Consider the following 17,062-nt stretch of genomic DNA (forward strand, 5'->3'; position numbering starts at 1 on the left):
AAAGAAGAGTTCCATGCTCACGGCATCACGGAAAGTTATCCACGGAAGTTATCCACAGGCTGTTGATAACACTTATCGCTTCGTGGTGCGCATACGTCGAAATCCGGCCACTCCCCCCACCGCGTCTGCGCTGATCCCCATTTGCAGTCGGCCGAATCGCGCTCCGATCACCCCTCGGTAAGCTGACGGCATGACAGGACAAGTGCGCACCGTCGACGGCCGCGTGGCCGGTCGACGAGGGCAGGCGACGCGACAGAAGCTGCTCGACTGCCTCAGTGAGATGCTCAGCTCCTCGCCGTACCGGGACGTCAAAGTCATCGACGTCGCCCGGAAGGCGGGGACTTCACCCGCGACCTTCTACCAATACTTCCCCGACGTCGAGGGCGCCGTCCTCGAAATCGCCGAGGAGATGGCCAAGGAGGGCGCCGAGTTGACCGAACTGGTCGCCGGCCGCTCCTGGGTCGGCAAGGCCGGCCGGCAGACGGCCGAGGAACTCGTCGAAGGGTTCCTCGACTTCTGGCGCCATCACGACGCGATCCTGCGCGTGGTCGACCTCGGTGCGGCCGAGGGCGACAAGCGGTTCTACAAGATCCGCATGAAGATCCTGAACTCGGTCACCAACTCCCTCACCGATTCGGTGAAGGAGCTCCAGGCCAAGGGCAAGGTCGACAAGGAGGTCAGCGCCGCCGCGATGGCGGGCTCGCTGGTCGCGATGCTGGCCGCCGTCGCATCGCACCAGAAGGGCTTCACGACCTGGGGCGTGAAGCAGGCCGAACTCAAGCCGAACCTCGCCCTGTTGGTGCATCTGGGCATCACCGGAAAGAAGCCCACGAGGTAGCACAGGCGCCGACGGCCCTTCCCCACCGGGTTTCGCACGGCCGTCCCGGGCGCCCCAGGTCCTGTCACACCGACGGCGGGCCACGCATTGTGGCCCGCCGTCGGTGCACCCGGACCATGTCCACGGCGCACGGTTCCTTCCCCGCGCTCCGCCTTCCCTCCGCCCCTCCGCTCTGCCGGCTCAGGACGCGGTGTCGTCCCGCCCGCGCAGCCTGAAGAGCCGGATCTCCCGCTCCACCCGCGCCTGGTAAGTCGCGTAGGGCGGCCAGAACTTCAGCGCGGCCCGCCACACCTCTTCCCGCTCCTCGCCCTCCAGCAGCGTGGCGTGCACCGGGATGTCCCGGCCCTGCCAGTTCACGACCGCCTTGTCGGGACCGGCCAGCAGATTCGCGGTCCAGGCCGGGTGCCCGGACCGGCCGAAGTTGCTGCCGACCAGGATCCAGCTCTGCTCCACCCCCTTCTCCGGCATGCCCGCCCCCTTCTTCGCCATGCCCGCCCCCTTTTCCTGCATGTCCGTCCCGCTCTCCGGTGTGTCCGTCCCGCTCTCCGGCATGCAGGCCAGCGGGGTGGTTCTGAGCCGTCCGCTCCGCGCCCCCGGCACCGTCAGGATCAGCCCCGGCAGCATCCGGGCGCTGAGCAGCACCTTTCCGCGCGTGAGCCGGTGCACCGTGCGGTCCATGACGGGAACCACGTGCGGGGCGACCTTCGCGAACGCGCGGGTGGAGGAGATCTTCTGGACCAGCCGGACGCCGGGCGCCATCAGACCGCCACCCGCTCGGCCGCTGCGGTCGTGGCCGCTCCCGCGAACAGCCCGGCCAGCTGCGCCGCCCGGTCCCGGAGCCGGTGAACGGGGCCGAAGAGCAGTTCGTCGGCCGCGGCCCGCTTGAAGTACAGATGCGCCTCGTGTTCCCAGGTGAAGCCGAGCCCGCCGTGCAGCTGGACGGCCTCGGCGGTGGTGATCCGGAGGGCCTCCAGCGCCTGGGCCAGGGCGAGTCCCCCGGCGTCGGCCGGATCCCAGGCCGCGTAGTACGCGGCGGAGCGGGCCGCCTGCACCTGTACGTACAGGTCCGCCAGCCGGTGTTTCACGGCCTGGAAGGAGCCGATCGCCCGGCCGAACTGCTCGCGCGCCTTGACGTATTCGACCGTCCGCTCCAGCGCGCCGCTCGCCGCCCCCACCGCCTGGGCGGCGAGCAGCGCGGCCACCTGGTGCCCGGCCGTGGCGAGCGCGCCGGTGACGTCGGCGCTGTCGTCGGCGCCGAGAAGTTCGGCCTCGGTGTCGCGGAGTTCGATCCGGGCCAGCGGGCGGGTCTCGTCGAGCGAGGTCCGGCGGGTGCGGACGACCCCGGCCGCCGCGTCGGGACGGACCAGGAAGAGGAGCGTACGGCTGCGCGGGAAGCCCCCGGCGTGGGCCGCGACCAGCAGCAGCTCGGCGCTGTGCCCGTCGAGGACCTGAGCGGCCTCCCCGTACAGCCGCCAGCCCCCTTCGCCGGCGCCCGGCCCGGCCTGTACGCCGCCCGCCCGGCCGCCGCCCGCCCAGGCGCCGTCGGTGGGGTCGCCGGTCAGGCCGAGGGCGGTGGCGAGCGAGCCGCCGGGGACGGCCAGGGTCGCGGTCAGCTCACCGGCCGCGATGCGCGGCAGCAGAGCGGTGCGCTGGGCGTCGGTGCCGAGCGCGGCGATCAGGGGCGAGGCGAGCACGGCGGTGGCGATCAGCGGCGAGGGCAGCAGGGCGCGGCCCGTCTCCTCGCAGGCGACGGCGAGCTCGGTGCGGCCGCAGCCGACGCCCCCGTACTCCTGCGGGAGGGCGAGTCCGGGCAGCCCGAGGTCCTGGGCGAGCCGTCGCCACAGGTCCACGTCGTACCCGTCGGCGGTGCGCACGGCGCTCCTGATGTCGTCGGGTGCGCAGTGTTCGGCCAGCAGTTCGCGCAAGGTGCGGCGGATCTCGTCCTGTTCCGCGGTGAAGGCGGCATCCATCGTCGGACTCCTTCCCCTCAGGGGCCTCCGGCCCCTGATCTGACGGTGCGTCATGTTAGGGGCGAATCCACCAGATGCCCAGAGCCTCGCACCGGCGGGAGCGGAAGATCCACGCCCGGCCGGACGAGAGATCCGCACGCCGCCGGCCGAGGCATCCGCGCCGCACGGGACGGGAGATCCACGCCGCACCGGGCGGTCCACCCCACCCGATCTGATGTACCGTCAGATTCATGCCTTCTCCCCACCGCAAGGTCGCTGTCGTCGGCATATCCCTCGCCGACTGCGGACGCGTCGACACGGCCACGCCGTACGCCCTGCACGCCCAGGCCGCCCGCCGGGCGCTGGCCGACTCGGGGCTGGACCGGTCCGTCGTCGACGGTTTCGCCTCCGCCGGGCTCGGTACGCTCGCCCCGGTCGAGGTCGCCGAGTACCTGGGGCTGAAACCCACCTGGGTGGACTCCACCTCGGTCGGCGGCTCGACCTGGGAGGTGATGGCGGCGCACGCGGCGGACGCCATCGCGGCGGGGCGCGCCAATGCCGTACTGCTGGTCTACGGGTCGACGGCGCGCGCGGACATCAAGGCCGGCCGGCGGACCTCCAACCTCTCCTTCGGCGCGCGCGGCCCGCTCCAGTTCGAGGTGCCGTACGGGCACTCGCTGATCGCCAAGTACGCGATGGCCGCCCGCCGGCACATGCACGAGTACGGGACGACCCTGGAGCAGCTCGCCGAGGTCGCGGTCCAGGCACGGGCGAACGCGGCGGCCAACCCGGACGCGATGTTCCGTGACCCGGTCACGGTGGACGACGTCCTGTCGGGGCCGATGATCGCGGACCCGTTCACCAAACTGCACTGCTGCATCCGCAGCGACGGCGGCTGCGCGGTGCTGCTGGCCGCCGAGGAGCACGTACCGGAAACGGCGAAGGCGCCGGTATGGATCCTCGGCACGGGCGAGCACGTCTCGCACTCCACCATGTCCGAGTGGGGCGACTTCACGGTCTCCCCCGCGGCGGTCTCGGGACGCCTGGCGTTCGAGCGGGCCGGGGTGCGGCCCTCGGACATCGACCTCGCCGAGATCTACGACGCGTTCACCTACATGACCCTGGTGACGCTGGAGGACCTGGGTTTCTGCGCGAAGGGCGAGGGCGGCGCGTTCGTGGAGAAGGGCCGGACCGGGCTGACCGGCGAGCTCCCGGTGAACACCGACGGCGGCGGCCTGTCCGCCTGCCACCCCGGGATGCGCGGGCTGTTCCTGCTGGTGGAGGCGGTACGCCAACTCCGCGGCGAGGCGGGCGAACGCCAGGTGCACCGCCCGGGCGGCCGGCTCCCGGAACTGGCGGTGGCATCGGGCACCGGCGGCTGGTTCTGCTCGTCGGGGACGGTGGTGCTGGGGCGGGGGTGAGGAACGGGGCGAGGCGGGGCCGGGGAGCGGGGCGCGTCCGGGCCGGAGAGCGGGGCCGGGCCGGGCCGACGAGCGGGGCGCGTCCCGGTGCGGCGGGCCGGTCACACCGGGACGACGGTGAGCGCCCCTTCCAGTCCCTTGAAGTCGTCCGCGTTGCGCGTGTAGAGCGGCAGCCCCCTGACCGAGGCGATGGACGCGATCATCAGGTCCATGCGCCGGGGCCGGGGATCACGCCGGGCAGCGACCACCAGAGCCACCAGGCTCCCGTAGCGGGCGGCGGCGTCCCCGTCGAAGGGCAGCGGCTCGAAGTCGGCCACGGCGGCGCCGAGTTTCTCCATCCGGGCCACCCGCACGCCCGGGTCCTTCGCCATCGCCACACCCTGCTGGAGCTCGGCCATCGTCACGGCGGTGAGCGCCGGGAGAACGGGCAGATCCTCGGCCCGCAGCAGATCGAGGTCGATGTACGTGCAGGTGTCGAGCACTCCCACTGCATGTCGCTCAGCCACGCTCGCGCTCCCACGGATCGTCGTCGCCCACCCGGTCCTCGGCCCCGAAGAACTCATCGGCCTCGCGGCGCATCAGCGCACCGTCCACGCGGGGCAGCCGTCGGTGCCTGGCCACCAGCTCCTCCGAGCTCAACTGCCGTTTCCGGGTGAGCGGCCGCAGCTCGGCAACCTCTATTCCGTTGCGGGTGATGTGAAAGACCTCGCCCGCCTCCACGGCGTTCATGACTTCGGCGGAGTTGTTCCGGAACTCCCGCTGGGTGATGGTCTTCATGCCACCAGCGTAGCCCAGCGTGTCCCGCTGCGCTACAGCGATCACCCCGCCCGCCCCGCCCGGCCCGTGCCGCCCCATGCGCTGCAATGGGGGCATGACCGACGCACACCAGAGCTTCCTGGACCTGCTCCACGCCCAGCGCGTCTGGGACGTGGAGCTTCCCGGTTTCGACGCGGCCGCCGCGCCGCCGGCTCCGCTCCCCCTCTTCCGCAGCTGGTTCGCCGAGGCGGTGGCCGCCGGGCAGGTGGAGCCGCACACCATGTCGCTGGCCACCGTGGACGCCGAGGGGCGTCCCGACGTACGGACGGTGATGTTGCACGACGCGGACGAGCGGGGCTGGCACTTCGCCACCCACCGCACCAGCGCGAAGGGCCGCCAGCTCGCCGGCCGGCCGTACGCGGCGCTCGGTTTCTACTGGCCGGCGCAGGGCCGGCAGGTACGGGTGCGGGGTCCGGTCACCGAATGCGCGCCCGCCGAGAGCCGGGCCGATCTGCGCGCCCGCTCGACCGGGGCGCTCGCCTCCGCGCTGACCGGCTCGCAGAGCGAGGTGCTGGGCTCGCGGGAGGAGCTGGTCCGTACCGCCGACGCCGCCTGGGAGCGGGCCCGGACCGAGCCGGACGCGGAGGTGGCGAGCTGGACCCGGTACGTCGCCGAGCCGCGGGAGGTCGAGTTCTTCCAGGGCGACGCGGCGCGCAGGCACGTACGGCTGCGCTACCGCAGGACGGACGCGGCCGGGTGCGACGCGGCGTGGGTCCGGGAACTGCTCTGGCCGTAGCCGCAGGCCCCGGCCGGGTCGCCTCCGTGCGTACGCGGACACGGACACGGACAACGTGCGCGTACGCGGATGACATGCGGGTACGCGGACGACGTCCATGTACCCGCATGCGGACGGACACGACCCGGCGGGGCCGGCCGGTCACTCGATGGTGATCGCCTGTACCGGGCAGACGCGGACGGCCACCTTCACCGTTTCCGTCACCGCCGCGCCGTCGAGGGCGTCCTCGTGGCCGGGCAGCAGTTCGCTGAAACCGTCGTCGTCCTGGGTGAACACCTTCGGGGCCGTGAGCGCGCACTGACCCGCACCGATGCACCGGTCCTTGTCGATATTGATCTTCATCGTGGCGGGGCCTTCCGGTCGGATTCCGGTCACCAGGTCACGGGCATTTCGAGCAGGCCCTGAATGGTGTCACCGGGCTTGAACGGGACTTCTTCGGCGGGGACCGCCAGCCGCAATTCCGGAAGGCGGTCGAAGAGTGCGGGCAGTGCGATCTCCAGCTCGGCCCGAGCCAGATTCTGCCCCAGGCACTGGTGAATTCCGAAGCCGAACGCGACGTGATTGCGCGCGTTCCGGCCGAGGTCCAGCTCGTCCGGTGAGGGGTACACGGTCTCGTCCCGGTTGATCACCGACGTGGTCAGGAGGACGCCGTCCCCCGCCCGGATGGTCACCCCGCCCACTTCGATGTCGTCGACGGCGACCCGCGAGATCCCGTCGGCGATGGACAGGAAGCGCAGCAGTTCCTCGACCGCGGAAGGCATCAGGCCGTCGGACTCGCGCATCCGGGCCAGCTGGTCGGGGTGCTGGAGCAGGGTGAACGTGCCGAGCGAGATCATGTTCGCGGTCGTCTCGTGCCCGGCGATGAGCAGGATCTGGGCCAGCCGTACCAGCTCCTGCCGGTCCACGGCCCCGGTCTCCAGCTGCTTGGCGATGAGCTCGTCGAGCAGCCCTTCGCCGGGGGTGGCCTGCTTCTGCTCGATGAGCACCCGGAAGTACTCGTCGAGCGCGTCCCGCGCGGACTCGACGTCCGCGGCCGCCGGGCCGCGGAGCAGCTTGCGCGACTGCGCCTCGAAGAACTCGTGGTCGTCGTACGGCACCCCGAGCAGCGCGCAGATGACCATGGAGGGCACCGGCAGGGCGAACGAGTCGACCAGGTCGGCCGGCGGCCCCTGCTTGACCATCGCGTCGAGCAGCCGGTCCACGGTCGCCCGGATCTGCGGCCGGAGCGAGGCCGTCCGCCTGACCGTGAAGCTCGGGATCAGCATCCGGCGCTGGACGTTGTGCTCCGGGTCGTCGACGCCGAGCAGCTCGACGCGCCGCAGGGTGCTGGCGGCCAGCCGCTCGGCGAAGATCGGGAAGGCGGGGTTCTCCCGGTCGGACGAAAGCCGCTGGTCCACCAGGAGCGAACGCGCCTCGGCGTGCCCGGTCACCAGCCACACCGTGCGGCCGTCGAAGAGCCGGGCCCGGGAAACCGGTTGCGGTCCCCGATGCTCATTGCGGTATCCCGTCGGCGGGTTGTAGGGGCAGGTGCGGTTCTGCGGGAAAGAGACGGTCTCGGCGTCTGCCATGGCGGACCTCGCAAGAGATGGGGGAGTCCTACCGATCTCCACCCACTAGATGCCTCAGGCACCTAATGGGTCCAGGTGTAGTTCGGCCAAATGTCTTCGGAATTGCCCTCGGGCAGATCCATTGAAAGATCAATCAGATCCATTGAGGAATCAATTTGCCGTCCACCCGCCCAGGCAGACGTTTCGAGCCAGGGTCGTTCTTCGAGCCCGGATCAATTGTCTCCGATTTCCAGGTGAAAGGGGCAGTATGGAAGGCACCGAGGGCTGTCCCTCAGGGCGACTGGAGGCAACGATGAGCCAGACCCGCTCCCGCTCGCGCTACGCCCCGGACAGCGGGTTGACCACGCGCATGGTCGGCACCATGTTCCTGATCGGCCTGCTGTACGTGGTCCTGGTCGGCGTGCTGCTCGCCGTGCTGCGCGGCGCCTGGCCGATCATCCTGATCCTCGTCGGCGGCATGTTCATCGCCCAGTTCTGGTTCAGCGACCGCATCGCGGCGTTCAGCATGGGGGCCCGTGAGGTCACCCCGGAGGAGGCGCCCGAGCTGCACGGCGCCGTCGACCGGATCTGCGCTCTTGCCGACATGCCGAAACCGCGCGTGGCCATCGCGCGGAGCGACGTACCGAACGCCTTCGCGACCGGCCGCAGCGAAAAGACCGCTCTCGTCTGCGCCACCACCGGGCTGCTGCGCAGACTGGACCCCCCGGAGCTGGAGGGCGTGCTCGCGCACGAGATGTCGCATGTCGCGCACCGCGACGTCGCCGTCATGACGATCGCCTCGTTCCTCGGCGTGCTCGCCGGCGTCATCACCCGGGTCGCCCTGTGGGGCGGGCTCTCCCGCAACAGCCGCAGCAATGACCCCGTCGGCATCGCGATCATGCTGATCCCGCTGGTCAGCGCGGTCGTCTACGCCCTGAGCTTCCTGCTGACCCGGCTGCTCTCCCGCTACCGCGAGCTCTCCGCCGACCGCACCGCCGCCCTGCTGACCGGCCGCCCCTCCGCACTCGCCTCCGCCCTCACCAAGGTGAGCGGCCAGATGGCCCGCATCCCGACCGAGGACCTGCGGAAGGCGGAGCCGTACAACGCCTTCTACTTCGTCCCCGCGTTCTCCTCCAAGGAGAGCCTGAGCCGGCTGCTCTCCTCCCACCCGACCCTCGAACAGCGCCTCGACCAGCTGGCCCGGATCTCCGCCGACCTCGCCCGTCCGTAAGGAACGCCCATGGGCCTTCTCGACACCATCCTCGGCCGCAGCAAGCCGGTCCGCCCCGACCTCGACCAGCTCTTCGCCGTACCCTCCGCCGCCCTCACCCTCCAGGCGGGCGCGGGCTTCACCCCGACCGGTCTCGGCTCGGTCTGCTTCGCGGGGGTCGAGGGCGGCACCTTCGCCCGCATCCAGCAGGACGTACGGGAACTGCTCGACGCCGACACCGGCCGCGACGGAATCCCGGTGGAGTTCAGCCAGGACGCGTACGGCTACACCTGGCTGCTCTCCCGCCGCCCGGCCGAGGACACCGCCGCCCTGGTCAACGACCTGCACGCGGTCAACACCCTGCTCCAGGACGGCGGGTTCGGGCCGCATCTGCTCTGCTCCCTGATCGGTTTCCGCGACGCGCGGGACCGTCCGCTGGCCCTGGTCTACCTCTACAAGCGCGGCACGTTCTACCCGTTCGCGCCCCTGCCCGGCGGCGCGGAGAAGCGGGACAACCAGCTGGAGTTGCAGGTCAGAGCGGTGCTCGGGGACGACCTGCGGGTGGAGAAGGACCTGTCCCGGTGGTTCCCCGTGTGGGGGGCGCCGGGGCTGTGACGGCAGCGGCGGCCCCGGGTCCGTCCGGCCCTGATCCGCCGGGCAGAACCTAGCCGAACAGGCCGTCCAGACCCTGCGCCCGCGACACCACGTCCGCGATCAGCCGCGCGTCGTCTCCCCCGCTTCCCTGCCACCGCACCCGTGCCCCCGGTGTGAGCGCCAGCAGGCTCTGCCGCCCCGGCAGCGCACCATGACACGCCTCGCGCAGATCCCCGCAGACCAGCATGATCCCGTACCCGTCCGTCATGCCCTGCCAGGCGTCCCGCGCCATGAACGTGACGAAGCAGGCCGCCTCCGCGCCCTGCGGACTCAGCAGGCTCAGCCTGACGCCGACGAACGAGGCACCGTACCGGTGCTTGAGCGCCGCGCGCTGCGGGCCAGACAGGCTCGTGGCCCTGACCTCCTGACCTCGCACGGGCCACGACTGCCAGGGCTGCTCGCGCAGTTGCCGCAGCTGTTCCTCCCAGAGCCGACGCCCCTGCCCACGTACGTACACGAAGAGGAACGCCCCGATCACCGGAATGGCGAGGATCAGCCAAGCCCAGCCCGGCGCGGAATCGGCGTCGACGACGAAACTGGCCACGAGCACGGCCATTGCGATCCCACCGAACCACGCCGTCTTGTGCGCACTGCGCTCACCCCGCTCCCGCTGAGCGAGGAACTGCCCCTCCGCCCACGGCGTGGCTCTCGCCGCCGCGGCCTCGGACACGCTGTACCCGTACTGTCTCGCGAGCATCGTCGACTCCCCCTGTCGGCAGGGTCCGCAACTCCCCGTGGCAGCGCATGACGACGGCGGCCACACAGCCGACAGGTACCTGGTTCCCCCACCGGGCCGCCTCAACCGCCCGGGGCTCCAGCGCTGGGAACCGGAACTCCCCCGCCCGTATCATCGCTCCCATGACTGCTGAGCCCGCCCGTTCCGCCGCCCGTATGCGCGCTTCGGATGCCGATCGCGAGGCGGTGGTCGAGCAGTTGCGCGAGGCGGCGGCCGAGGGCCGTATCGACATGGACGAGCTGGACACCCGGCTCGGGCAGGCACTGTCCGCCAAGACCTACGCCGAACTGGCGCCCCTCACCGAGGACCTGGTCCCGATCGAGGTGGCCAAGGGCCAACCGCTGGTCCTCAAGGGCGGCCTGCACGGCATGACCCGCGCGGGCGTCTGGAAGGTCCCCCCGGTGATCCGTGCCCAGGGCGGCATCGGCGGCGTCCGGATCGACTTCACCCGCGCCGAGTGCCGGCTGCGCGAGATCGATCTGGAGGTGCGCGGCGAGATGGCCGGGGTGAAGATCGTGGTCCCGGAGGGCTGGACCGTGGAGAGCGACAACCTGGACCGGGGCATCGGCGGCCTGAAGGACAAGACCACCGACGCACGGACCCCCGGCGCCCCGCTCCTCCGGCTGACGGGCTCCTGCGGCATGGGCGGCGTGGTCGTGCGCCACCCGAACTTCCGCGAACGCCGCAAGCTGCGCGGCATCGAGTCCTGAGCCGCACCGGCAGTCGCCGCCTGTCGGACACCTGAGCGCGGATCGAACGAGTACGGACCGCATGAGTACGGACCGCATGAGTACGCGTACGCACTCCCTGCCGGGTGACCGGGCCCGTCCACCGCACTCCACCGCACCCCACCGGCCGCATACCGTCCCCGTACGCCCGAGGTGACCGAGCCCAGCGACACCGCCCCGAGCCGACCGGCCCCAGATCCCCCTCATCCTTCTTCGGGGCTCTCGGAGAACGGGCCCGCCCGCCGAAGCGCGCTCAGCAGTCCCCGGGCCGGAAGACCGGAACCGCCTCCTCCCCGTCCTCCCGCCGGAAGGCCACCCGCAGCGCCATGCCGATGGCGAGAGCGGACTCCTCGCAGTCCACGATCTCCGTCATCATCCGTGGCCCCTCCGCCAGGTCGACCACGGCGGCGACGTACGGGACGCGGGCGCCGAACGGCGGCAGGTCGTTGCGGTGGACGACGGACCAGGTGTAGAGCGTGGCGTCCCCGCCCGCCCGCTCCCAGGCGACGTCCTCGCTCCAGCAGTGCGGGCAGAACTCGCGCGGATAGTGGTGCGCGCGCCCGCAGTCGCGGCAGCGGCGCAGCAGCAACCGCCCCCGGGCGGCGGCGTCCCAGTACGGGCGGGTGAAGGCGTCGGGTTCGGGACGGTCGAAACGTACGGCGGCCGAGGTCACAGGAAGAGTCCGATCGCTTCGTCGAGGGACCAGGTCTGCCAGGACATCGCGAACAGCGCGACGAGCGAGATGAGCGCCATCATCGCGTTCTGCCCCTGCTCGGCCCAGTCGTGGATCATCAGCACGAGGTAGAGCAGATTGAGCAGCAGCCCGGCGACGAGCGCGACGGGCGTGAGGAATCCGGTGATCAGGCCCAGCCCCAGGGCGAGTTCGGCGTACACGACGAGGTACGCCATGGCCTTGGGGCGCGGCGCGACGATCTTCCGGAAGCCGGTGCGTACGGCCGGCCAGCGGTGCTTGCCCGCGACGTCCGAGGCCCAGGCGATGCCGGTGCCCCGCTCGAACCAGCCCTTCTTGTCCTTGTGCCGCCAGCTCTCCAGCCACCACAGGCCGAGGCCTATCCGGAGAACGGCGAGCCACTCGGCTCCACCGAGCCAGATCGTCTGCATGGGGCCTCCCGTGGCCTCCCGTTCACTGAATCTGACGGTACGTCAGTTCACCTGATGGCGGGCAACTCGCGCAAGGGGCGCGCACGGAGTGCACCGGAGATGAGTGAGAAGCGAACAGAAAGCGCACACCCGTGATCAATTCGCAATCGATTCCGGTCTTGACCGAGACCCATCAACCGGGTGCGCGATTACGCTCCGAACCATGTCCGACAGCGCACTTACCGCCGGTATCCCCATATCGGCCCCCACCGACCTCACCGAGGACCGTCCCGTTTACGTCATCGGCGGCGGGCCGGGCGGTCTCGCCGCAGCGGCGGCCCTGCGCGAGCTGGGCGTACGGGCGGTGGTGCTGGAGAAGTCCGGGAACGTGGGCGCGTCCTGGCGCCGTCACTACGACCGGCTGCACCTCCACACGACCCGGAGCCGGTCCGCGCTGCCGGGGCTCGCGATGCCGCGCCGGTTCGGGCGCTGGGTGTCCAGGGACGATGTGGTGCGCTATCTGGACAAGTACGCCGAGCACCATGAGCTGGAGGTGGTGACGGGGGTCGAGGTGTCCCGGATCGACCGCGCCCCGGACGGCAAGGACTGGCAGCTGACCGCGACCGGCGGCCGGGTGCTGACCGGGCGGGCGGTCGTCGTCGCCACCGGCTTCAACCACACCCCGCGCGTCCCCGACTGGCCCGGCCTCGACACCTTCACCGGCGATCTGGTGCACGCCTCCGACTACCGCAACCCCGCCCCGTACGCGGGCAAGGACGTCCTGGTCGTCGGCATCGGCAACACGGGTGCGGAGCTCGCCGTGGACCTGGTCGAGGGCGGGGCGTCCCGGGTACGGATCGCCGTGCGCACCGTGCCGCACATCGTGCGCCGCTCCACGGCGGGCTGGCCCGCGCAGCTGACCGGCATCCTGGTCCGCAGACTGCCGGTCCGGCTGGTCGACCGGGCCGGGCGCCTGATGGCCAGGGCCGCCGTGCCCGACCTCGCCGCGCAGGGCCTCCCCCGCCCGGACACCGGTCTGTACTCACGGGTCAAGGACGGTGCGATCCCGGTGCAGGACGTGGGACTGATCGACGCGGTGAAGGGCGGCCGGGTGGTGCCGGTGGCGGCCGTCGAGTCGTTCGACGGGGACGCGGTGGTACTGGCCGGCGGCGACCGGATCACCCCGGACGCGGTGATCGCGGCGACCGGCTACCGGCGCGCCCTGGAGGGCCTGGTCGGCCATCTCGGCGTACTGGACGCCCGGGGCCGCCCGGTCGTCCACGGCGCCCGCGCCCCCAAGCAGGCCCCCGGCCTGTACTTCACCGGCTTCACCAACCCGATCAGCGGCATGCTGCGCGAACTGGCCCTGGACGCCCGCAAGATCGCCAAGAAGGCGGCACGCAGGCGCTGAGCCCGCGCGGGGCGGGGCTGCCGGTTCCGCCCGTGGGCTCAGGCGTACAGCGGCAGCCCGTCGGTCGAGATCGTCCACTCGCCGATGGTGACGTCCTCGCCGTACACGAAGTCCTTGCGGATCGCGTACCTCGGGCCTTCCGGCGTCGCGTGGATCTCGGAGAGGACGGCGCCCGTGCCCGTACGGGGGTCGAAGATCGCGTAGACGGGGACGCCGAGCAGTGGGTAGTCCCGCAGCTTGCTCACCCAGTCGTTGTCCGGATTGGACTGGGAGACCACTTCGACGGCGGCGATGAGAGTACGGGGGTCGAAGGACCCTTGTCCCTCCATGTCGGCCTCGGCGATCACCATGATGTCGGGGTGTCGCATGATGCCTTCCAGCGCCCCTTCGACATCAGGCGTCCCGGTATGCGCCACGATGTCGTCCGGCATCGACTTCTCCAAGCGGCGGCTCACCCGGGCGGCGGTCAGCTCATGGGGACGTCCCGGGGCCATCATGTCGTGCACGATCCCTTCTTTGGTGATCTCGAACTTTCCGGGAACGTCGTCCTGCATCTGCTCGACGATGTCGCGCATGGCCCGGTAGTGGAGCGAATCCCGCTGTGCGTGGTCCGGGGCGTCGGCCATGGCGTGCGCTCCTCGTCTGCGCCTGGGGGCAAGGGTCGTCACGTTCATGCTAGGCGGCCTCCTTCAGGTCGGTTCGGCACTCGCGGCAGTGGCCCGGCTCGGGGGCACGGAAGGCCCGGTCGCAGCCGTCGCAGTTCTGGAGGGGGTCACGGCGCGGCGCGGCCTCGTCGGCCGGGGCGGTGGGCAGGGGTGGAGGCAGGAGCGCGGTGAGGCGGTGGGCGAGGAGGCCCGCCGGGCGGGTCAGCGATTCGGGCAGGTCCGCGACGAGGGTGCGGCGTACGGCGTCGGGCCGCGCGTCCCGTTCGAGCCAGGCGGCCACGGCGGGGGCCAGCCGGCGGATGTCGGCCTCGCCCAGCAGCAGCCGGGATTCGTGGCGCCGAAGGTCCGCGAGGAGTTCGACGGCCACGCGATGCCGGTCTAGGTCGTGAGCCTGCGGGCGGGGAAGCGGAGGGCGCGGCGGCGCGGGGGCCGGGGCGGGTTCACCCGTTTCCGGAGCCTTGGGCGTCTCCGGCGCGGGAACGGGCGTGGGAGCCGAGGGCGCGGGGGCGGGCGTGACCGTTTCCGGGCGGGGCGCGGGGACCGGGCGGACGGGCCTTGGTCGCGGCCCGGACTCCGGCGTCGGCCGGGTCTGCGGCTGCGGCGCTGCGGCGGACCTCGTACCGGTGAGGGGCTGGTTGTACGAGACCGTGCGGGTGACGACCCGGCCGCTGGGCAGTCGCTCCCGGGTCCGCTTCAGGTAGCCGTGGGCCTCCAGTTCGCGCAGGGCGGCGGCGATCCGGGCCTCGCTCTCCGGGAAGCGGTCGGCGAGGGGCTTGATGCCGATCCTGGCGCCGTCGGGCAGCGACTGGATGTGGGCGGCGAGCCCGATCGCGACGAGGGACAGCTCGCGGTGCTGGGCGAGGTGGTTGCCCACGACCGTGAAGCGACCGGTGTGCCGGGTGTCGATGTGTACGACACCGGATGACGGGGCGCGCGAGGGCGCGCTAATCTGCGGGGTATCCATCAGGAAGGTGCTTCTTCCTCGTTGGTCAGGCCCTCGTTTCAGGATTGCCGTCCTGGCGAGGGCCGTCGCGCGTCTGGGGTTGTGTGGCGAGCATATGCCCGACAACCGGCCTCGCTTCCAGCCGAGTTGGGGAAGCTCACCCGTGTGAGTGACGGGCGTGGAGTGGGAGGCGGCGGGGCGGGGTGGGGTTGGGTTGGGAAGGGTTTTCTCCCCGGTTCTTAAATCTTTTGACGTCGCGCACGACCACGTCGCGGTCCCCCGCGTCGTCGTTCACCGGATCACGGTCCACCGGGTCGCGGCTGTCACGATCCGGTGCGGCCGCTCACCGTACGAGGTCGAGCTCGGCCCAGACCGTCTTGCGCGGGAACGGGCCGGGGACGATGCCCCAACGGTCCGCGAGCGCCTCGACGATGAGCAGACCGCGCCCGTGCTCGGCGTCGGCGGCGGGGACGGCGGTTGCGCCGGGACCGGGCGGCAGGCGCTCGCCCCGGGCGTCACTCACCTCGATCCGCAGCAACACGTCACCGTGCACAGCGAGGCCCAACCGGAAGTCCCGCCCGGCCACTCGTCCGTGGACCGTGGCGTTCACTGCCAGTTCGGCGACGATGTGCGCGGCCGATTCGCAGGCGATCCCCCAGTCCCCCAGATGCGCCGTGGCCAGCAGCCGGGCAAGGCGGGCGCCCCGGCGCGTGGGCGAGAGCAGCACGGTGAACGCACGGGTCGGGGCGGCCGGTTGAAGTTGAGCGATTTCTCGATTCACGTCACTCAGCGTGGCCGGACCCGCATACCGTGAACAGTGACAAAGCCCTTGCGTACGGTAACTGTCCGGGGCTTGTCCAGCGCTGTCCTGGCTGTCCGGGGTGACGGGCCGGGGACAGAAGGGGTTGAGGAAGAGAACGGCACGCACAGCGGAAATGGGGCACGGATGAGCGTGGATGGGGCCGGTACGGAACGCGCTGACGGCGGAGCGGACGAGTCCGGCTGGGACGTGGACCCCGATGACGAGTCGGGCCTCGCCGTGCTCGCCGCAGTGGGCCGCCAGCTCAAGGCATGGCGGGAGTCGGCGGGCCTGCGGGCCTGCGAGTTCGGCACGGCGATCGGGTACGGGGAGGACCTGGTCTACAAGGTCGAGAGCGGCCGTCGCATCCCCCGGCCGGAGCTCCTGGACAGAGCGGACAGGGTACTGGGGGCCAGCGGGAAGCTCTCCGCGATGAAGCAGGACGTGGCGGAGGTCCGGTACCCGAAGAAGATCCGGGCGCTGGCCAAGCTGGAATCCCGAGCTGTGGAGCTCGCGTCGTACGGAAGCCAGAACCTGCACGGTTTGTTGCAGACCGAGGAATACGCCCGAGCGTTGCTCGGCACTCGGCGCCCCGTGTTGTCCGGGGATGAGTTGGAGCGGGCAGTGGCCGCGCGCATGGCGCGGCAATCGATCTTCGAACGGGAGCCCTCTCCGGAGCTCAGCTTCGTACAGGAGGAGACATCGCTGCGACGCCCGACCGGAGGTCTGGCGGTGTGGCGCCAGCAGCTCGAAAACCTGCTCAAGGTCGGCAGGTTGCCCTCCGTGGAGATCCAGGTGACGCCGACATCTCAATGGGACCACCCAGGAACGGGCGGACGCATTCAGATCCTGAAGTTCGCTGACGGTTCGGCGATCGGACGGACCGACGACGAGTTCGCGGGCCGCCCGGTTTCCAACCCGCGACAGCTCCGTATTCTTGAGTTGCGGTATGGCATCATCCGGGCTCGGGCTCTCTCGCCAGAAGAGTCACTGGCCTTCATCGAGCGAGTGCTGGGAGAAACATGATCCACGAGCAATCCGCCGGGGATGGCCCCGAGCTGGAGTGGTTCAAGAGCACCTACAGCGACAGCAGCAACCCCAGTGATTGCGTCGAGGTCGCGGCCACCCCGGGCACGGTCCACGTCCGTGACTCGAAGAACGCTCCGGGCCCCCGATTCGCCGTCACGCCCACGGCATGGGCGGACTTCGTGAACTACGCGTCCACGAACTGACCGACATCATCCGCGCCCGCGACGCAAGCGCTGGGAGACACATGATCCGCAAGCCCTCCGCCCGGGACACTTCCGAGCTGAAGTGGTTCAAGAGCAGCTACAGCGACAGCAGCAGCGGAAACGACTGCGTCGAGGTCGCGGCCACCCCGGGCACGGTCCACGTCCGCGACTCGAAGAACGTGCCCGGCCCCCGATTCGCCGTCACGCCCACGGCATGGGCGGACTTCGTGAACTACGCGTCCACGAACTGACGGGCGTCGGTGGCTGACCCGCGCG

The 17,062-nt window shown here is 71.1% G+C and carries 22 protein-coding genes; 10 read left to right on the forward strand and 12 right to left on the reverse strand.

Translation table 11 applies throughout. The annotated features are described in order from the left end of the window. Positions 1 to 190: 190 nt before the first annotated feature. On the forward strand, positions 191 to 838 hold the full coding sequence (locus ABZ622_RS02500) for a TetR family transcriptional regulator (protein WP_360539531.1): 648 nt from the start codon (positions 191 to 193) through the stop codon (positions 836 to 838). A 180-nt stretch (positions 839 to 1,018) separates the two neighbouring features. On the opposite strand, the gene ABZ622_RS02505 is transcribed toward ABZ622_RS02500, so the two are convergent. Beyond that, a complete protein-coding gene (locus ABZ622_RS02505) occupies positions 1,019 to 1,597 on the reverse strand; it encodes a nitroreductase/quinone reductase family protein (RefSeq protein ID WP_360539533.1) in 579 nt (192 codons plus the stop codon). Next, a complete protein-coding gene (locus ABZ622_RS02510) occupies positions 1,597 to 2,808 on the reverse strand; it encodes an acyl-CoA dehydrogenase family protein (protein ID WP_360539535.1) in 1,212 nt (403 codons plus the stop codon). The genes ABZ622_RS02505 and ABZ622_RS02510 overlap by 1 nt, the downstream gene beginning before the upstream one ends. Before the next feature lie 230 nt (positions 2,809 to 3,038). Here ABZ622_RS02510 and ABZ622_RS02515 point away from each other — a divergent pair, with 230 nt between their 5' ends. After that, the gene (locus ABZ622_RS02515) at positions 3,039 to 4,208 is read left to right on the forward strand and encodes an acetyl-CoA acetyltransferase (RefSeq protein ID WP_360539536.1); all 1,170 of its coding nucleotides are present in this window, start codon (positions 3,039 to 3,041) and stop codon (positions 4,206 to 4,208) included. Positions 4,209 to 4,309: 101 nt separating this feature from the next. Here ABZ622_RS02515 and ABZ622_RS02520 read toward each other — a convergent pair whose 3' ends face one another. Together ABZ622_RS02520 and ABZ622_RS02525 are read right to left on the reverse strand one after the other, a co-directional pair. After that, positions 4,310 to 4,714, reverse strand: a complete 405-nt coding sequence (locus tag ABZ622_RS02520; protein ID WP_360539538.1) for a type II toxin-antitoxin system VapC family toxin — start codon at positions 4,712 to 4,714, stop codon at positions 4,310 to 4,312. Next, complete coding sequence (locus ABZ622_RS02525; RefSeq protein ID WP_317863190.1) at positions 4,707 to 4,985, reverse strand: type II toxin-antitoxin system prevent-host-death family antitoxin; 279 nt, start codon at positions 4,983 to 4,985, stop codon at positions 4,707 to 4,709. The genes ABZ622_RS02520 and ABZ622_RS02525 overlap by 8 nt, the downstream gene beginning before the upstream one ends. 94 nt (positions 4,986 to 5,079) lie before the next feature. On the opposite strand from ABZ622_RS02525, the gene ABZ622_RS02530 reads away from it, so the two are divergent. Next, a complete protein-coding gene (locus tag ABZ622_RS02530; RefSeq protein ID WP_360539541.1) occupies positions 5,080 to 5,760 on the forward strand; it encodes a pyridoxal 5'-phosphate synthase in 681 nt (226 codons plus the stop codon). Positions 5,761 to 5,901: 141 nt separating this feature from the next. Here ABZ622_RS02530 and ABZ622_RS02535 read toward each other — a convergent pair whose 3' ends face one another. Beyond that, a complete protein-coding gene (locus tag ABZ622_RS02535; RefSeq protein ID WP_360539543.1) occupies positions 5,902 to 6,102 on the reverse strand; it encodes a ferredoxin in 201 nt (66 codons plus the stop codon). A 29-nt stretch (positions 6,103 to 6,131) separates the two neighbouring features. Further along, positions 6,132 to 7,328, reverse strand: a complete 1,197-nt coding sequence (locus ABZ622_RS02540) for a cytochrome P450 (protein ID WP_360539545.1) — start codon at positions 7,326 to 7,328, stop codon at positions 6,132 to 6,134. Between the two features lie 292 nt (positions 7,329 to 7,620). Here ABZ622_RS02540 and htpX point away from each other — a divergent pair, with 292 nt between their 5' ends. Next, positions 7,621 to 8,538 carry a zinc metalloprotease HtpX gene (htpX, locus tag ABZ622_RS02545; RefSeq protein ID WP_360539547.1) on the forward strand — a complete coding sequence of 306 codons (918 nt, stop codon included), beginning with the start codon at positions 7,621 to 7,623 and terminating at the stop codon, positions 8,536 to 8,538. Between the two features lie 9 nt (positions 8,539 to 8,547). Then, entirely contained in the window at positions 8,548 to 9,132 is a 585-nt protein-coding gene (locus ABZ622_RS02550) for a hypothetical protein (protein WP_266913527.1), read from the forward strand. Positions 9,133 to 9,181: 49 nt separating this feature from the next. Here ABZ622_RS02550 and ABZ622_RS02555 read toward each other — a convergent pair whose 3' ends face one another. Then, positions 9,182 to 9,868 (reverse strand): hypothetical protein, encoded by a 687-nt coding sequence (locus ABZ622_RS02555; RefSeq protein WP_360539550.1) that lies wholly within the window; start codon positions 9,866 to 9,868, stop codon positions 9,182 to 9,184. Positions 9,869 to 10,029: 161 nt separating this feature from the next. On the opposite strand from ABZ622_RS02555, the gene ABZ622_RS02560 reads away from it, so the two are divergent. Beyond that, positions 10,030 to 10,617, forward strand: coding sequence for a DUF1707 domain-containing protein (locus tag ABZ622_RS02560; RefSeq protein WP_360539552.1), 588 nt, complete (start codon positions 10,030 to 10,032; stop codon positions 10,615 to 10,617). Between the two features lie 271 nt (positions 10,618 to 10,888). Here ABZ622_RS02560 and ABZ622_RS02565 read toward each other — a convergent pair whose 3' ends face one another. Then, positions 10,889 to 11,308: an OB-fold domain-containing protein gene (locus tag ABZ622_RS02565; RefSeq protein WP_360539554.1), complete on the reverse strand. Its 420-nt coding sequence runs from the start codon at positions 11,306 to 11,308 to the stop codon at positions 10,889 to 10,891. Beyond that, entirely contained in the window at positions 11,305 to 11,757 is a 453-nt protein-coding gene (locus ABZ622_RS02570) for a DoxX family membrane protein (RefSeq protein WP_360539556.1), read from the reverse strand. The genes ABZ622_RS02565 and ABZ622_RS02570 overlap by 4 nt, the downstream gene beginning before the upstream one ends. A 202-nt stretch (positions 11,758 to 11,959) precedes the next feature. On the opposite strand from ABZ622_RS02570, the gene ABZ622_RS02575 reads away from it, so the two are divergent. Then, positions 11,960 to 13,147, forward strand: coding sequence for an NAD(P)/FAD-dependent oxidoreductase (locus tag ABZ622_RS02575; protein ID WP_360539558.1), 1,188 nt, complete (start codon positions 11,960 to 11,962; stop codon positions 13,145 to 13,147). 38 nt (positions 13,148 to 13,185) lie between these two features. On the opposite strand, the gene ABZ622_RS02580 is transcribed toward ABZ622_RS02575, so the two are convergent. From ABZ622_RS02580 to ABZ622_RS02590, 3 genes are all read right to left on the reverse strand, one after another. Beyond that, positions 13,186 to 13,773 carry a Uma2 family endonuclease gene (locus ABZ622_RS02580; protein WP_360540247.1) on the reverse strand — a complete coding sequence of 196 codons (588 nt, stop codon included), beginning with the start codon at positions 13,771 to 13,773 and terminating at the stop codon, positions 13,186 to 13,188. A 49-nt stretch (positions 13,774 to 13,822) separates the two neighbouring features. After that, entirely contained in the window at positions 13,823 to 14,776 is a 954-nt protein-coding gene (locus ABZ622_RS02585; RefSeq protein WP_360539560.1) for a helix-turn-helix domain-containing protein, read from the reverse strand. A gap of 322 nt (positions 14,777 to 15,098) precedes the next feature. Continuing rightward, positions 15,099 to 15,536 (reverse strand): ATP-binding protein, encoded by a 438-nt coding sequence (locus ABZ622_RS02590; protein WP_360539562.1) that lies wholly within the window; start codon positions 15,534 to 15,536, stop codon positions 15,099 to 15,101. Positions 15,537 to 15,701: 165 nt separating this feature from the next. On the opposite strand from ABZ622_RS02590, the gene ABZ622_RS02595 reads away from it, so the two are divergent. Genes ABZ622_RS02595 through ABZ622_RS02605 form a run of 3 tightly spaced genes read left to right on the forward strand, consistent with a single transcriptional unit; the run spans position 15,702 to position 17,037 of the window. Then, positions 15,702 to 16,580, forward strand: coding sequence for a helix-turn-helix transcriptional regulator (locus tag ABZ622_RS02595; protein WP_360540249.1), 879 nt, complete (start codon positions 15,702 to 15,704; stop codon positions 16,578 to 16,580). Beyond that, positions 16,577 to 16,786, forward strand: a complete 210-nt coding sequence (locus tag ABZ622_RS02600; protein ID WP_360539564.1) for a DUF397 domain-containing protein — start codon at positions 16,577 to 16,579, stop codon at positions 16,784 to 16,786. The genes ABZ622_RS02595 and ABZ622_RS02600 overlap by 4 nt, the downstream gene beginning before the upstream one ends. A gap of 41 nt (positions 16,787 to 16,827) precedes the next feature. Beyond that, entirely contained in the window at positions 16,828 to 17,037 is a 210-nt protein-coding gene (locus tag ABZ622_RS02605; RefSeq protein ID WP_360539566.1) for a DUF397 domain-containing protein, read from the forward strand. Positions 17,038 to 17,062: the final 25 nt, after the last annotated feature.

Origin of the sequence: Streptomyces sp. NPDC007164 (genome assembly GCF_040634135.1) — a bacterium.
Lineage (GTDB): Bacteria > Actinomycetota > Actinomycetes > Streptomycetales > Streptomycetaceae > Streptomyces > Streptomyces sanglieri.

Bases quoted from the DNA above. Each gene is read 5' to 3' on its own strand.
- ABZ622_RS02505 (WP_360539533.1), bottom strand. From the start codon at position 1,597: ATGGCGCCCGGCGTCCGGCTGGTCCAGAAGATCTCCTCCACCCGCGCG.
- ABZ622_RS02530 (WP_360539541.1), top strand. From the start codon at position 5,080: ATGACCGACGCACACCAGAGCTTCCTGGACCTGCTCCACGCCCAGCGC.
- ABZ622_RS02500 (WP_360539531.1), top strand. From the start codon at position 191: ATGACAGGACAAGTGCGCACCGTCGACGGCCGCGTGGCCGGTCGACGA.
- ABZ622_RS02580 (WP_360540247.1), bottom strand. From the start codon at position 13,773: ATGGCCGACGCCCCGGACCACGCACAGCGGGATTCGCTCCACTACCGG.
- ABZ622_RS02600 (WP_360539564.1), top strand. From the start codon at position 16,577: ATGATCCACGAGCAATCCGCCGGGGATGGCCCCGAGCTGGAGTGGTTC.
- ABZ622_RS02570 (WP_360539556.1), bottom strand. From the start codon at position 11,757: ATGCAGACGATCTGGCTCGGTGGAGCCGAGTGGCTCGCCGTTCTCCGG.
- ABZ622_RS02540 (WP_360539545.1), bottom strand. From the start codon at position 7,328: ATGGCAGACGCCGAGACCGTCTCTTTCCCGCAGAACCGCACCTGCCCC.
- ABZ622_RS02575 (WP_360539558.1), top strand. From the start codon at position 11,960: ATGTCCGACAGCGCACTTACCGCCGGTATCCCCATATCGGCCCCCACC.
- ABZ622_RS02525 (WP_317863190.1), bottom strand. From the start codon at position 4,985: ATGAAGACCATCACCCAGCGGGAGTTCCGGAACAACTCCGCCGAAGTC.
- ABZ622_RS02535 (WP_360539543.1), bottom strand. From the start codon at position 6,102: ATGAAGATCAATATCGACAAGGACCGGTGCATCGGTGCGGGTCAGTGC.
- htpX (WP_360539547.1), top strand. From the start codon at position 7,621: ATGAGCCAGACCCGCTCCCGCTCGCGCTACGCCCCGGACAGCGGGTTG.
- ABZ622_RS02605 (WP_360539566.1), top strand. From the start codon at position 16,828: ATGATCCGCAAGCCCTCCGCCCGGGACACTTCCGAGCTGAAGTGGTTC.
- ABZ622_RS02560 (WP_360539552.1), top strand. From the start codon at position 10,030: ATGACTGCTGAGCCCGCCCGTTCCGCCGCCCGTATGCGCGCTTCGGAT.
- ABZ622_RS02585 (WP_360539560.1), bottom strand. From the start codon at position 14,776: ATGGATACCCCGCAGATTAGCGCGCCCTCGCGCGCCCCGTCATCCGGT.
- ABZ622_RS02555 (WP_360539550.1), bottom strand. From the start codon at position 9,868: ATGCTCGCGAGACAGTACGGGTACAGCGTGTCCGAGGCCGCGGCGGCG.
- ABZ622_RS02510 (WP_360539535.1), bottom strand. From the start codon at position 2,808: ATGGATGCCGCCTTCACCGCGGAACAGGACGAGATCCGCCGCACCTTG.
- ABZ622_RS02595 (WP_360540249.1), top strand. From the start codon at position 15,702: ATGAGCGTGGATGGGGCCGGTACGGAACGCGCTGACGGCGGAGCGGAC.
- ABZ622_RS02515 (WP_360539536.1), top strand. From the start codon at position 3,039: ATGCCTTCTCCCCACCGCAAGGTCGCTGTCGTCGGCATATCCCTCGCC.
- ABZ622_RS02550 (WP_266913527.1), top strand. From the start codon at position 8,548: ATGGGCCTTCTCGACACCATCCTCGGCCGCAGCAAGCCGGTCCGCCCC.